A 14,171-nucleotide genomic window follows, 5' to 3' on the forward strand; every position below is an offset into this window, starting at 1 on the left:
GTCCGCAGGGTCTGTGGAGCCCGCAGGGTCTGTGGAGCCCGCGGGGTCCGTGGAGTCCGCCGAGTCCGTGGGGTCGTTGAAGGCGTCGAGGACGCGGCGCAGCGCCCGGTCGAAGGCGCCGTCCAGGTCGATGGGGCCCGCGTCCTCGGCCATCGCGGCGGCCATGCGCGGATAGGCGCCGCCCGCGACCTGCCGGGCCAGATACGCGGCGCGTACCTCGTGCTCCCGCTCTTCGCTCCAGGGCAGCGAACGGGTGCGTTCGGCCGCAGCCAGCTCGTTGGAGACGTACGTGGTGACCATGCCGTTGACCATGGCGATCAGTTCCAGCTTGGCGCCGTAGCGCGCGTCGAGTCCGTCGAGGCAGCTGAGGGTGTACTCGATGAAGCGCAGCCCGTTGGGGCTGAACCCGTAGACCGGCGACATCATGCGGGGCAGCCAGGTGTGCCGGTGCATCAACTGCCTGGCCTGGTAGGCCATCGCGAGCAGATCGGCACGCCAGTCGCCTGAGGGCGGCTGCGAGGTGTCGTACTCGCCCATGACGGCATCGGCCATCAGCTCGTGCAGATCCTCTTTGCGCGGCACGTAGTTGTAGAGCGACATGGTGCCGCAGCCCAGCTCCGCCGCCACCCGCCGCATGGTGACGGCGTCGAGCCCATCGGCATCGGCGACCCGTACGCCCACCGCCGCGATGTCACTGCGGCTGTAGGCGGGGCGTGGGCCCCTGCCCGCCCGTTCGGGACGGGACCAGATCACCGCTGGTTCGGCGGAACGCGCTGGCATTGATCATCACCTCGTGCACCATCCTAGTTACGTACGTCGTACGTAGTGCGGTATCGTGAGCCGCATGACAACTACGTACGCTGTACTTAGTGAGGGTCTGGAGAAGCGCTTCGGCCCCGTGCACGCGCTGCGCGGCCTCGACCTGGCCGTGCCCGAGGGAACCGTCTGCGGTGTCCTCGGCCCCAACGGTGCGGGCAAGACCACCGCCGTACGCCTGCTGACCACCCTGCTCGCCCCCGACGGCGGCACCGCGCACGTCGCGGGGCACGACGTCAGCCGTGCCCCGCACGCCGTACGCCGGCACATCGGCGTCACGGGCCAGGACTCCTCCGTCGACACCGAGCTGACCGGCAGGGAGAACCTGCGCCTCTTCGCCAGGCTGCACCGGCTGAGCGCCAGGGCCGGAGCCGCGCGGGCCGACGAACTCCTCGCGCACTTCGAACTGGCCGACGCCGCAGACCGCCCCGTGAGCACCTGGTCGGGAGGCATGCGCCGCCGTCTCGACCTCGCCGCGAGCCTCGTCACCAGCCCCCGCGTGCTCTTCCTCGACGAGCCCACCACGGGGCTCGACCCCAAGAGCCGCCGGCGCATCTGGGAGGCCGTGCGCGAACTCGCGAGCCAGGGGACGACGGTCCTGCTCACCACGCAGTACCTGGAGGAGACCGATCAACTCGCCGACGACATCGTGCTGATCGACCACGGCCGCGCCGCCGTCACCGGCACCCCCGCCGAACTCAAGGCTGCCATCGGCTCGTACGCGGAAGTCGTCACCCAGGACCCCGCCGCGCTGGCCGCGGCTGCCGTCGTACTCGGCGGGCTGACAGGCGGGGAACCCGCACTGGACCACGAACGGCTCTCCGTCGGTGCGGCCGTGTCCCGACCCGGGCTGACTCTGCCCCGCCTCGTCCGTGAAATGGACGCCGCCGGCGTGCCCGTGAGCGACGCCGGCCTGCGCGCACCCACCCTCGACGAGGTCTTCCTCAAGCTCACCGGCAACACCGCCGCCGCCTCGGTCGCGCCGGACGGTGCCGACACGGGCGGTGCCGACACGGACGGCGCCCACTCCGAGGACGCCGGGCACGCCGAGGATGCTGCCCGCACCAAGGCAACCAAGACCGGCAAGGCTGCGAAGACCCGCAAGACCCGCAAGACCGGCAAGGACACAGAGAGGCGGGCCGCATGAGTGCCCTCACCCATCAGCCGTCCACCGCACTCGGCTCCAGGGGCCCGAACGCGCTCCTCCTGGACGGCTGGGCCATGCTCGGGCGCCATCTTCAGCGCACCCGGCACAACCCGGGACTGTGGATCCTCACTCAGACCATGCCGGTCACGATGCTGCTCTTCTTCGGCTATGTCTTCGGCAGCGCGCTGGCCATGCCGGGCGCCGAGTACCGTGCCTTTCTCGTGCCGGGGCTGCTGGCGGCCACCGCGGCCAACGGCATCATGAACGGGATGTTCCAGGCCGCGCAGGACACGCATCGCGGCGTCATGGACCGCTTCCGCACCCTGCCCATGAGCCGTGCTGCCGTTCCCCTGGGCCAGGCGGCGGCCGATGCCGTCACCACCGCCTTCGGCCTGGTGCCGCTCATCCTGGTGGGGCTCGCTGTGGGCTGGCGTATCGAGGGCGGGGCCGCCGAAGCCCTCGGCGCCTTCGGCCTGTTGCTGCTCTTCCGCTTCGCCACGACCTGGATCGGCATGTTCCTGGGGCTGCTCACCAGGAACGAGGAGGCCGCAGGCCAGCTCGGCAGCATCACCTTCATGCTGCCCCTGCTCTCGAACGCCTACATCCCCACCGAGGGCCTGCCCGGCTGGCTGCGCGTGGTCGCCGAGTGGAACCCGATCAGCGCGGCGACGGCGGCCGTACGCGACCTGTTCGGCAACGCTCCCGTACCGGCGGACGCGGCCTGGCCCGTCGCACATCCCGTCGCGGGAACACTGCTCTGGTCCCTGCTGATCCTCGCCGTGTGCGTACCGCTCACCGTGCGCCGGTACGCACGCAGCGGACGGTGAACCGGCGCCGACCGGGGAGGGGCCCCGTCACGGGGCCCCGATGCGGGACGCGTTCACGGCACGCGGACCGTCACGGGGCGCAGGCCCATGACGCCGCGGGCTCTCACGACGCGTGGCCGTCACGACGCGTGGCCGTCTCAACGCGTGCCCCTCACAACGTAGAACGCAGCCACTGCTCGACGCTCGCGATGTGCACCGTCGACCAGGAGCGCGCGGCCTCGGTGTCCCGCGCGCGCAGGGCGACGAGGATCTGCCGGTGCTCGTAGAGGGTCCTGCTGACGGCGTCCTCCTGGGTCAGGCCCCGCCACACCCGTGCGCGTGTGGTCGGCCCCGAGAGGCCGTCGAGCAGCGAGCACAGCACCGAGTTCCCCGAGGCCGTCACGATGCGGCGGTGGAACTCCAGGTCGGCTGCGACCAGTTCCTCGACGGAGGGGTCGGCGCCCAGCGCGTCCAACTGCGCGTCCAGCGCGTCCAGTTCGCTCTCCGGAATCCGTGAGCCCGCCATGGCGGTCGCGGCGGGCTCCAGTATGCGGCGTACCGCCAGGAACTCCAGCACCGTGTCGTCGCGGTGGAAGTCCACGACGAAGCTCATCGCCTCCAGCAGCAACTGCGGGTCGAGGCTGGTGACATACGTGCCGTCGCCCTGCCGCACATCGAGGATCCGGATCAGGGACAGGGCGCGTACGGCCTCCCGCAGGGAGTTGCGGGACAGCCCCAGCTCGGTCGCCAGCTCGCTCTCCTTGGGCAGCCGGTCGCCGGGCCGCAGCGCACCCGAGACGATCATCCCCTTGATCTTCTCGATCGCCTCATCGGTAACCGCCACGCTGCCTCCCAGTGCTCGACGCCGAGACATCGGATGTCTGTGCCCACATTATGACCCCGAAGGCGCGCACCAGTCCCGCCGGTACGCCTCCCAGTCGTTTTCCGTCGCCGCGAAGTCGACATAGAGAGCGACGCCGAACCGCCTGCGCTCCCTGTCCTCCCGCGCCAGCCCCAGCCGCACCCCGCGCACGGCCGCGGGCACCGTCTCGGCCGAGGCGTGGTGACCCATGTCGTCCGTGTGGTAGAAGGGCAGCCCCATCAGCAGATCCACCCGCTCCGGTGCCGCTTCCAGCGCCAGCACCGTCTGCTGTGCCACATAGCCCCCGTACAGGCTCTCCAGCGGCAGCGCCGTGTCGTACGACATCACCGCGATCTGGTCCACACGCCGCGCGACCTGCCCGAAGTACCGCTGTGTCCACCACTTTCCGCGCCCGCGCACGGCCGCGGAGACCGTGTGCATCCCCGGCAGCGGGTCGATCTGGTGTGCCGCGACCGACAGCAGCCCGCCATGTGCGCGCACGGTCGGGCCCAACCTGTCCAGCAGCCGCAGATAGTCCCCGTCGTCCGAACGGAGCGGCTCCAGGTCGAAGTGCACCCCGTCGAACCCGGTGTCCAGCACCTGCCGCGCACTGTCCACCACGGCACGCCGCGACCCGGCGTCGGCCAGCCGCAGCCCCTTGCCCGCCGGGTACTTACCGGCCTTCTCGTCCCCGTAGACCAGCACGTTCCCCAGCCACGCCTGCACCCGCACCCGCGGAAGCTCCCGCTTCACCGCGCGCAGGAACCACGCGGCGCGCGGGTAGCGGTCCTGGCGCAGCGTGCCGTCGTCCTCCAGAGGGCCGGTGTGCACATACAGGTCGCGTACGCCCGTGCCCGCCAACCGCCGCTTGAGCGCGGCCAGATCGCCCGCGTCTCTGCGCCCGTCCAGCCACGCGTGCCCCAGCCACAGCGCGTCCTTCCCGCGGGTGCGCACGTCCTCCGGTGTCTCGCCCGTGTACGAGACGCGCAGTGCCGTTCCCGCGCCCACAACCGGCAGCACCACCAGCACCGTCAGCGCCAGCGCCGTCCACTTCGCCACGCGCCTGACCGTCGCGTGCCGCGGTCGGCGGCGCGGCACGAGCCGTCCGAGCAGGTGCCGCGCGGACCGTATCGCCCCTGTGCCGCTGTCAGCGGCGGGCGTTCCCCCGTTCCCCATGAGAGAGGAGGATGTCACGCGCGGCGCCCGCCTGCGGCGGAAGTGAGCGACGGGTGCGGACGGGGGAGAGCAGAACGGGCACGAAGGCCAGCGCCATGCAGCCGCCGCCCACCCACAGCGCGACCCGTAGCCCCGCGAACTCGCCCAGTACGCCCGCGGCGGCGGAGCCGACGGCGACCGCGCCCGTCAGCATGAAGCGGAACGTCGCGCTCATCCGGCCGAGCATGGGCATGGGCGTCAGACGCTGGCGCAGGCTCACCCCCAGCACGTTGTCCATGCCCATCTTCGCCGTGGTCAGCACCCACCCCGCACCCGCCAGCCACAGCCAGCCACCCCGGTCGATGAGCGGAACGAGCAGCGCGGCCGGCGCCACGCAGGCACCGGCGAACCCCAGCGCCCTGCCGTGACCGAACCGCGCCGCCAGCGGCTGTGCGAGGCGCGCGCCCAGGAAGATCCCCACCCCGCCGACGGCCCAGTACAGCCCCAACACCCCCGCCGACAGGCCGAGTTGGCGGGTGAACAGCAGGGGGAGCAGCGTATTGACGATCTGCGAGCCGAAGTTGCTGATCGAGGCGGTCAGCGCGAGAGCGCGCAGCTCCGCGTTCCCGAGCACGTGGCGCAGCCCTTCACCGATCCGCGCCCGCAGCCCGGGCAGCCCGGCACTCGCTCCCGTCCCCGCTCCCGCCTCCTGGCCGGCGCCCGTTTCCGTGCCCGTGCCCGTGCCGGTGCCGGTGTCCGTGCCCGCCGCTCTGGCACGGATGCCGAACAGACGCAGCGCCGAGCCCAGATAGAGCACCCCTACGGCGATCACCGCAACCGGTGCCGTCAGCAACTGCACGATGCCGCCCCCGGCGCCCCTGCCCGCCACGTTGCCCATGGCCTGGAGGCTCACGACCGCGGCATTCGCCGGTACGAGCCCCTCACGGCCGACCAGCGTCGGCAGGAAACTCTGCGAACCCACGTCGAAGAACACCGTCGCGCAGCCATTGAGCAGGACCACGGCATAGAGCTGTTCCAGGGTGAGCACGTCCAGCGACCACGCCACGGGCACCGAGGCGAACAGCGCAGCCCGCGCCATGTCCGCGCAGATCAGCACCCTGCGATGCCGCATCTGGTCCACCCAGGCGCCGGCGGGCAGTCCGATGAGCAGGAACGCCAGAGTGCTCAGCGTGGCCAGCAGCCCGACCTGCCCCGCGCTCGCGTCGAGCGTCGTCACCGCGGCCAACGGGACGGCGACCTGGCCGACATTCGTGGCCAACTGGCTGAGCGCGGAAGCGGTGAAGAGCGTACGGAAATCGGGTGTCCGCCAGGGACTTGTCGGGACCATGGCCGGTACGGTGCCCGGTGCGCACACCGTGGGCCAGTGATTTAGTCTCCGCTGAATGAAGAGCGGTGAGCAGGCTGACAGCGGCGTCCTGGAGATCGGGTTCTCGGCCGAGGACGTGGCGCGCACGCGGTTCGCCGTCTCGCCGCTGTGGGAAGTGGTGGCCAGCGTCCGGGTCCTCAAGGGCGCCGACCCCTCGGGGCTGCACCACAGGTGGACCGAGTGGGTCGAACCGCTGCTCGCGGCGGCGAAGCTCGACCTCACACCGCTGTTGGGGCTGGTACCCGTGCCCACCGTGGCCATCCCCGGCTTCCTCGTCCCTCCGCCGACCACTCCGCAGCCCTCCCTGGAGGTGGAGCTGACCACGCTGCGCGCGACACCACCGTGGCAACTCCGCACCACCGTGCGGGAGGTGAAGCCGTACGTGGACGCCATACGCGAGGACCCCGAACGCGGCCTCGCCCGGCTGGCCGACGTGATCGCCGCCTACTGGGAGGTGGCCCTGGCCCCGTACTGGCCCCGCATCCGCGCCCTGTGCGAGGGCGACATCCTGCACCGGGCCATGCGCTTCGCCGAGGGTGGTGCGCGCCGACTCTTCGCCGACCTGAACTCGCGGATCGCCTGGGAATCCGGGGTGCTCCGCCTCGACCACCGCTACCTGAGCGGCACGCGGGACCTCGCAGGGCGCGGACTGCTGCTCGTTCCCTCCGCCTTCGTATGGCCACGGGTCTTCGCCACTCTGGAGGACGAGGACCCGCTCCCGACCTTGCGCTATCCGCCGCGCGGCATCGGCACCCTGTGGGCGCCGAGCCCCCAGCCGCACTCCGAAGCGCTGGCCGGAGTCCTGGGGCGGAGCCGCGCACTGCTGCTCGCGGAGCTGGCGGCGCCCGCCTCCACCACCGACCTCGCCCACCGCACGGGCCTGACCCCCGGCGGCGTCTCCCAGCACCTCACGGCGCTGCGCGCCGCCGGCCTGGTGAGCGCACACCGCACCGGGCGCGTGGTGCTCTACGCCCGCACCCCCGTCGCCGAAGCCCTGACCGGCCACTGACCGACCGGGCCCGCCCTGACGACGGCCACGCACCGACCGACCGGCCACTGACCGACCGGCCACTGACCGACCGGCCATGCACCGGCCCGCGGGCAGCGGCCATGGGAACAGCGGCCCGAGGTCAACGCCCCCGAGCACGACGGCACCCAAAGGGAACGGCCCGTTCCTGCACCACAGGTGCGCGCTTCCTAGGCCGCAGGCGTGGGCTTTCCGCGCGGCAGGCGCGCGGTCAGCTCTGGCGCTCCGCGAGCATCTTCTCCACGCGCTCGCGGACCTCCGGGGTGTCCAGACCGCGGATCGTCAGCGTCATCCTGCGCCGCGCCACGTCGTCGACGGTCTGCGCCCACTCGTGGTCGCGCGCGTAGACGACCTGCGCCCAGATCTCGGGCCCTTCGGGGTGCACACGCTCGCCCAGCGCCGGGTCCTCGTTGACCAGCCGGGCGATGTCGAAGGAGAGCGAGCCGTAGTGCGTCGCCAGCTGCCGTGCGGTGAGCGGGTCCATGCGCACGCCGGGCTCGCGGTCCACGAGCAGCCGGTGCGCGACCGCGTTCGGGTTGGAGATACCGGGCAGCGGCGTGCGCCGCACCAGGTCCTTGACCGGGACGGCATCTTCGCCGAGTGCACCGCCGGGCAGCTTCTCCAGCTTGTTCATGACCGTACGGCCGATGTGCCGGTACGTCGTCCACTTGCCGCCGGCGACCGACAGCATGCCGCCGCGGCCCTCGCTGACGACCGTCTCGCGCTTGGCCGACTCGACACCGCCCGGACCGCCCGGCAGCACCCGCAGCCCCGCGAAGGCGTACGTCATCAGGTCGCGCGAGAGGTCGGCGTCCTTCACGGAGAAGGCCGCCTCGTCCAGGATCTGCTGGATGTCCGACTCGGTTGCCCGTACGTCCGCCGGGTCACCCGTGTACTCCTCGTCGGTGGTGCCCAGCAGCAGCTGGTCCTCCCACGGGAGCGCGAAGGTGATGCGGTACTTGTCGATGGGCGTGGCCATCGCGGCACGCCACGGCGAGTTCCGCTTCAGCACGATGTGGGCGCCCTTGGACAGCCGGATGGACGGCGCCGCACCGCTGTCCTCCATGCCGCGCAGGTGGTCGACCCAGGGCCCCGTCGCGTTGAGCACCAGGCGCGCGTTCACACCGAACTCGGTGCCGTCCGTCCTGTCCCGCAGCTCGGCGCCCGTCACCCGGCCGCGGGTGAAGCGCAGCCCGGTGACCTCCGCGTGGTTGAGCACCACGGCACCGGACTCGACCGCGGCGCGCACGGTCATCACGGCCATACGGGAGTCGTTCATCTGGTGGTCGCCGTAGACGGCGACGGCCTTGAGGTTGTCCGTACGCAGCGCCGGGTTGTCGGCCGCCGCCTTGGCGGGCGAGATGACCTTGCCCACGCCGTCGCCGAAGGCGGACAGCGCGGAGTACGCGAAGACGCCGGCGCCCAGCTTGGTGGCACCGTGCGGGCCGCCCTTGTAGACGGGGAGGTAGAAGGTGAGCGGGTTGACCAGGTGCGGGGCCACGTCCTTGGCCAGCACCCGCCGCTCGTGGTGGTTCTCCGCGACCAGCTTGACCGCACCGGTCTGGAGGTAACGCAGACCGCCGTGCACCAGCTTGGACGAGGCGGAGGAGGTGGCGCCGGCGAAGTCGCCGGCGTCCACCATCGCCACCCGCAGACCCGACTGCGCCGCATGCCAGGCCACCGAGGTGCCCAGGATGCCGCCGCCTATCACCAGAAGGTCATACGTCGCGTTCGCGAGCAGCCCTCTGCTCTCGGCGCGGCCAGGGTTGCTGCCGGCAGCCGGGTGCGTCCCGAGGGTAGGGACGCTCTGCGAGGTGTTCATTGCTCTCAGCTCTCCTCTTCGATCCAGCCCATGGTCCGGTCCACGGCCTTGAGCCAGTCCTTGTATTCCCGCTCACGCGTTTCCGCGTCCATGCGGGGGGTCCATTCGGCGGCGCGCTTCCAGTTCGCCCGCAGTTCATCGGTGCCCGACCAGAAGCCGACCGCCAGGCCGGCCGCGTAGGCGGCGCCCAGACAGGTGGTCTCGGCGACCATCGGGCGGACGACGGGGGCATCCACGAAGTCCGAGATCGTCTGCATCAGGAGGTTGTTGGCCGTCATGCCGCCGTCCACCTTCAGCGCCATCAGCTCGACGTCCGAGTCCTTCTGCATGGCGTCGACGATCTCGCGCGTCTGCCAGGCCGTCGCCTCCAGCACGGCGCGCGCCAGGTGCGCCTTGGTGACGTAACGGGTCAGGCCGGCGATCACACCGCGCGCGTCCGAGCGCCAGTACGGCGCGAAGAGCCCCGAGAAGGCCGGGACGAAGTACGCGCCGCCGTTGTCCTCGACGGAGCTGGCCAGCGTCTCGATCTCGGCCGCGCTGTTGATCATGCCCATCTGGTCCCGCATCCACTGCACGAGCGAGCCCGTGACGGCGATGGAGCCCTCCAGCGCGAAGACCGGCTTCTCGTTCCCGATGCGGTAACCGACCGTCGTCAGCAGCCCGTTGTACGAATTGACGGGCTCGTGCCCGGTGTTCATCAGCAGGAAGGTGCCGGTGCCGTACGTCGACTTCGCCTCGCCCTGCTCGAAGCAGGTCTGGCCGAAGAGCGCCGCCTGCTGGTCGCCCAGCGCGGAGGCCACGGGCAGACCGCCCAGCTCGTCGCCTGTCGCCTCCCCGTACACCTCGGACGAGGAGCGGATCTCCGGCAGCAGCTGCATCGGGATACCGATGGAGGCGCAGATCTTCTCGTCCCAGGCCATGGTGTGCAGGTTCATCAGCATGGTGCGGGACGCGTTGGTGACGTCCGTGACGTGCACGCCGCCGTTGGGGCCACCGGTCAGGTTCCAGATGACCCACGAGTCCATGGTGCCGAAGAGGATCTCGCCGTTCTCGGCGCGCTCACGCAGCCCCTCGACGTTGTCGAGCAGCCAGCGGATCTTCGGGCCCGCGAAGTACGACGCGAGGGGGAGGCCCGTCTCGCGGCGGAACCTGTCCTGGCCGACGTTGCGGCCCAGCTCCCTGCAGAGCGTGTCCGTACGGGTGTCCTGCCACACGAGGGCGTTGTGCACCGGCTTGCCGGTCGCCTTCTCCCACAGCAGCGTCGTCTCGCGCTGGTTGGTGATGCCCAGCGCCAGAACGTCCTTCTTGGTGACCCCGGCCTTCCGCATGGCGCCGGTGACGACCTGCTGGACGTTGGTCCAGATCTCCGCCGCGTCGTGCTCGACCCAGCCCGGCTTCGGCAGGATCTGCTCGTGCTCCTTCTGGTCGACCGCGACGATGCGGCCGTCCTTGTCGAAGACGATGCAGCGGCTGGAGGTCGTGCCCTGGTCGATGGCCGCGATGAACGGCCCTCCCCCGTGCGCGGAGGCTGTGGTCTGCGTGTCGCTCATGGTCTGCTCCGATACTTCTTTCGGGTCTGTCAGCGGATCAGCGCTGCGGCCGTTCAGCCCCATGCGAGGTTGTAGATGCCGGCGGCGGCAGCGGCTCCCGCCAGTGGGCCGACGACCGGGACCCAGGCGTAGGTCCAGTCGCTTCCCCCCTTGTTGGGCAGGGGGAGCAGCGCGTGGACGATACGCGGACCGAGGTCACGGACCGGGTTGATCGCGTATCCCGTGGGGCCACCGAGCGACAGACCGATACCGACCACGACCAGTGCGGTGATCAGCGCGCCCAGCTTGCCCAGTCCCACGGTGCCGTCGGCGTCCTTGACCAGGCCCTGCGTCAGGATCGCGAGGATGAGCACGAAGGTGGCGATGACCTCGGTGAGGAAGTTCAGGAACGGCTTGCGCACCTCGGGCGAGGTGAAGAACACGCCGTGCACAGGGCCCGGGTTCGCGTTCTTCTGCTCGACGGCCTCCGGCTCACGGAGTGTGGCCTGGAACTGGCTGTAGTACACGATCCAGACGAGTATCGCGCCGATCAGGGCGCCGAGCAGCTCGCTGCCCATGTAGACCGGTACGTCGCTCCACTTCGTGTCTCCCTTGATGGCGAGACCCAGGGTCACTGCCGGGTTCAGGTGCGCGCCCGAGGACTGGGCGATGTAGGCACCGGTGAGAACCGCGAACCCCCAGCCGAACGCGATGGCGACCCAGCCGGCCCCGAAGGCCTTGGACCGCTTCAGATTCACGGCGGCGCACACGCCGCCACCGAGGAGGACCAGCACCATGGTGCCGAGAACCTCGCTCGTAAAGATGTCGGAGCTGGACACCCGCGACTCCTTCGTCACTTATGTCATTGGGGTCACCTCCCAGCGGGAGGCTGGGGGATAGGCGGGCCCGGTCTCTTGCGTCCGGTGTTCGACAATGTCGACCGCCGAACGGCAACTTTTCTCCTTCATGAACATCTCGTCAAGAGGGTGTGACGGATAACTCCTGAGAGTCCATCCTGGTACCACTTGGGCGAGTTGGCATGTTGATGCGCCCTCTGCCCCGGTACGTACTCAGAGAGCCGACCGGAACAGCAGGTGCGTCGGGGTCAGAACCGCAAGGCCCCCAGGTCCCGTGACACCGCACGGGCCGTGTCCCGGACGGCGGCCACCAGCCGCGGCTGCAGCTCCTCGCCCTCACACACCCGCTCGACGGCCCCCGTGATCCCGACAGCTCCCACCGGCATCCGCCGGCGGTCGAAGATGGGCGCGGCGACGGAAGCCAGCCCGTCCCACGTCTCCTCCACGTCGGCTGCCCACCCGCGCGCCCTGGTCAGATCCAGGACCGACTCGAATTCCTCCAAGCCGGTGATCGTGCGCTCCGTGAAGTCGGCACGCTCCCCGTCCACCGCCTCGCTCAGTGCGACCGGGTCGTACGCCGAGAGCACCTTCCCCAGCGCCGTACTGTGCAGCGGCTGCATCGCACCGACCTCCAGTACCTGACGGCTGTCGTCGGGCCGGAAGACGTGGTGCACGACCAGGACGCCCTGGAGGTGCAGCACGCCCAGGTAGACGCTCTCCCCGCTGGAACGTGCGAGGTCGTCCGTCCACACCAGCGCGCGCGAGCGCAGCTCGTGCACATCCAGGTAGCTGTTGCCCAGCCGCAGCAGCTCGGCCCCGAGCTGGTACTTGCCCGTCGGCGGATCCTGCTCCACGAAGCCCTCGTTCTGGAGGGTCCTGATCAGTCCGTGCGCCGTGCCCTTGGCGAGCCCGAGTGCCGAGGCGATCTCGGAGAGACCGAGCCGTCGCTCACCACCCGCCAGAAGCCGCAGCACCGCTGCGCCGCGCTCCAGCGACTGGATGGTCCGGGCCATCGGGTCCTCCCTGACCTGCTACTTCCGGGTTCGACAATGTCGAACGGTATCGCGTCATGCCGACGACGCGGTAGTCGGGTTTGAGTCTAGGACCGTCCGAGAGGCGGAATGTCGACCTGCACTCTTGCGTCCGCCCTATACGCTGACCGGGTGCGCTGCCCCACTGGCGCGCAAAGCCGACAGCCGTCGCATCCCAGGGAGCTCTTTCCATGGCCTCGTCGCCGAGCAGCACGTCCGCATCCAAGACCCCCACCCGGGCCGATGCCCTCCGTGAGGCCCTTGCCTCTCGTGTAGTGGTGGCCGACGGGGCGATGGGGACGATGATCCAGGCGCAGGATCCGACACTGGAGGACTTCGAGCAGCTGGAGGGCTGCAACGAGATCCTGAACGTCACGCGTCCCGACATCATCCGTACGGTGCATCAGGAGTATTTCGCCGCGGGTGTGGACTGTGTGGAGACCAATACGTTCGGCGCCAACTACGCGGCGCTGAACGAGTACGACATCACCGACCGCAACTTCGAGCTGTCCGAGCAGGGCGTCCGCATCGCCCGTGAGGTGGCCGAGGAGTTCGAGGCCGAGGACGGCCGGATGCGGTGGGTACTGGGCTCGATGGGCCCCGGTACCAAGCTGCCCACTCTCGGGCACGCGCCCTACGCCACTTTGCGGGACGCCTACCAGGTGAACGCGGAGGGCATGATCGCGGGCGGCGCCGACGCGCTGCTGGTGGAGACGACGCAGGACCTGTTGCAGACCAAGTCGTCGATCGTCGGTGCCCGCCGGGCGATGGAAGCGGCCGGCGTGAATCTTCCCCTGCTGTGTTCGGTCACGGTGGAGACGACGGGGACGATGCTGCTGGGTTCGGAGATCGGTGCGGCGCTGACGGCGCTGGAGCCGTTGGGTATCGACATGATCGGTCTCAACTGTGCGACGGGGCCCGCGGAGATGAGTGAGCATCTGCGGTATCTGGCCCAGCACTCGCGTATCCCGATCTCGTGCATGCCGAACGCGGGTTTGCCGGTGCTGGGCAAGAACGGTGCGCACTATCCGCTGACGCCGGGTGAGCTGGCCGACGCGCACGAGGGTTTCGTACGCGACTACGGGCTGTCCCTCGTTGGTGGCTGCTGTGGTACGACGCCGGAGCATCTGCGTCAGCTGGTCGGGCGGGTGCGGGGTGCTGAACTGGCGGAGCGTACGCCGCGGCCGGAGCCGGGTGCGGCGTCGCTGTATCAGACGGTGCCCTTCCAGCAGGACACCTCGTATCTGGCGATCGGTGAGCGGACGAACGCGAACGGGTCGAAGAAGTTCCGTGAGGCCATGCTGGAGGCCCGGTGGGACGACTGTGTGGAGATCGCGCGGGAGCAGATCCGTGAGGGCGCGCACATGCTCGACCTGTGTGTGGACTATGTGGGCCGGGACGGCGCTGCCGACATGGCCGAACTGGCCGGCCGCTTCGCGACCTCCTCGACGCTGCCGATCGTGCTGGACTCCACGGAGATCCCGGTGATCCAGGCGGGGTTGGAGAAGCTGGGTGGCCGTGCGGTCATCAACTCGGTCAACTACGAGGACGGTGACGGCCCCGAGTCCCGCTTCGCGAAGGTGACCCAGCTCGCGGCCGAACACGGCGCCGCGCTCATCGCGCTGACCATCGACGAGGAGGGTCAGGCGCGCAGCGTCGAGCACAAGATCGCCATCGCCGAACGGCTCATCGCTGACCTGACCGGCAACTACGGCATCCGTGAGTCGGACAT

11 protein-coding genes and 1 pseudogene are annotated in these 14,171 nt (G+C 70.2%); 4 read left to right on the plus strand and 8 right to left on the minus strand.

Features of this window, described 5'->3' with window-relative positions:
* Window positions 1-78: 78 nt before the first annotated feature.
* Window positions 79-780: pseudogene (locus NMN56_RS31420) on the minus strand (TetR/AcrR family transcriptional regulator); the annotation flags it as partial.
* Window positions 781-844: 64 nt separating this feature from the next.
* Between NMN56_RS31420 and NMN56_RS31425 the strand changes: the two are divergent.
* Together NMN56_RS31425 and NMN56_RS31430 are read left to right on the plus strand one after the other, a co-directional pair.
* On the plus strand, window positions 845-1,963 hold the full coding sequence (locus NMN56_RS31425; protein ID WP_274038752.1) for an ATP-binding cassette domain-containing protein: 1,119 nt from the start codon (window positions 845-847) through the stop codon (window positions 1,961-1,963).
* On the plus strand, window positions 1,960-2,790 hold the full coding sequence (locus NMN56_RS31430; protein WP_274038753.1) for an ABC transporter permease: 831 nt from the start codon (window positions 1,960-1,962) through the stop codon (window positions 2,788-2,790). The genes NMN56_RS31425 and NMN56_RS31430 overlap by 4 nt, the downstream gene beginning before the upstream one ends.
* Window positions 2,791-2,941: 151 nt before the next feature.
* Here NMN56_RS31430 and NMN56_RS31435 read toward each other — a convergent pair whose 3' ends face one another.
* From NMN56_RS31435 to NMN56_RS31445, 3 genes are read right to left on the minus strand one after another with little or no spacing between them, the layout of a single operon-like run.
* The gene (locus NMN56_RS31435; RefSeq protein WP_274038754.1) at window positions 2,942-3,613 is read right to left on the minus strand and encodes a FadR/GntR family transcriptional regulator; all 672 of its coding nucleotides are present in this window, start codon (window positions 3,611-3,613) and stop codon (window positions 2,942-2,944) included.
* Window positions 3,614-3,661: 48 nt separating this feature from the next.
* Window positions 3,662-4,807 (minus strand): glycoside hydrolase family 18 protein, encoded by a 1,146-nt coding sequence (locus tag NMN56_RS31440; protein WP_430542754.1) that lies wholly within the window; start codon window positions 4,805-4,807, stop codon window positions 3,662-3,664.
* A complete protein-coding gene (locus NMN56_RS31445; RefSeq protein WP_274038756.1) occupies window positions 4,779-6,134 on the minus strand; it encodes an MFS transporter in 1,356 nt (451 codons plus the stop codon). The genes NMN56_RS31440 and NMN56_RS31445 overlap by 29 nt, the downstream gene beginning before the upstream one ends.
* 55 nt (window positions 6,135-6,189) lie before the next feature.
* Between NMN56_RS31445 and NMN56_RS31450 the strand changes: the two genes are divergently transcribed.
* Window positions 6,190-7,182, plus strand: coding sequence for an ArsR/SmtB family transcription factor (locus tag NMN56_RS31450; RefSeq protein ID WP_274038757.1), 993 nt, complete (start codon window positions 6,190-6,192; stop codon window positions 7,180-7,182).
* 229 nt (window positions 7,183-7,411) lie between these two features.
* On the opposite strand, the gene NMN56_RS31455 is transcribed toward NMN56_RS31450, so the two are convergent.
* The 4 genes from NMN56_RS31455 to NMN56_RS31470 form a co-directional block, all read right to left on the minus strand.
* A complete protein-coding gene (locus NMN56_RS31455; RefSeq protein WP_274038758.1) occupies window positions 7,412-9,022 on the minus strand; it encodes a glycerol-3-phosphate dehydrogenase/oxidase in 1,611 nt (536 codons plus the stop codon).
* Between the two features lie 5 nt (window positions 9,023-9,027).
* Entirely contained in the window at window positions 9,028-10,572 is a 1,545-nt protein-coding gene (gene glpK, locus NMN56_RS31460) for a glycerol kinase GlpK (protein ID WP_274038759.1), read from the minus strand.
* Between the two features lie 53 nt (window positions 10,573-10,625).
* Entirely contained in the window at window positions 10,626-11,390 is a 765-nt protein-coding gene (locus NMN56_RS31465) for an MIP/aquaporin family protein (protein ID WP_274038760.1), read from the minus strand.
* Between the two features lie 266 nt (window positions 11,391-11,656).
* Window positions 11,657-12,421 (minus strand): IclR family transcriptional regulator, encoded by a 765-nt coding sequence (locus NMN56_RS31470; protein ID WP_274038761.1) that lies wholly within the window; start codon window positions 12,419-12,421, stop codon window positions 11,657-11,659.
* Window positions 12,422-12,630: 209 nt separating this feature from the next.
* Here NMN56_RS31470 and NMN56_RS31475 point away from each other — a divergent pair.
* The coding region (locus NMN56_RS31475; protein WP_283742525.1) for a homocysteine S-methyltransferase family protein at window positions 12,631-14,171 on the plus strand (1,541 nt) is incomplete at its 3' end.

The sequence above is a fragment of the Streptomyces iconiensis genome, assembly GCF_028657195.3.
Lineage (GTDB): Bacteria > Actinomycetota > Actinomycetes > Streptomycetales > Streptomycetaceae > Streptomyces > Streptomyces iconiensis.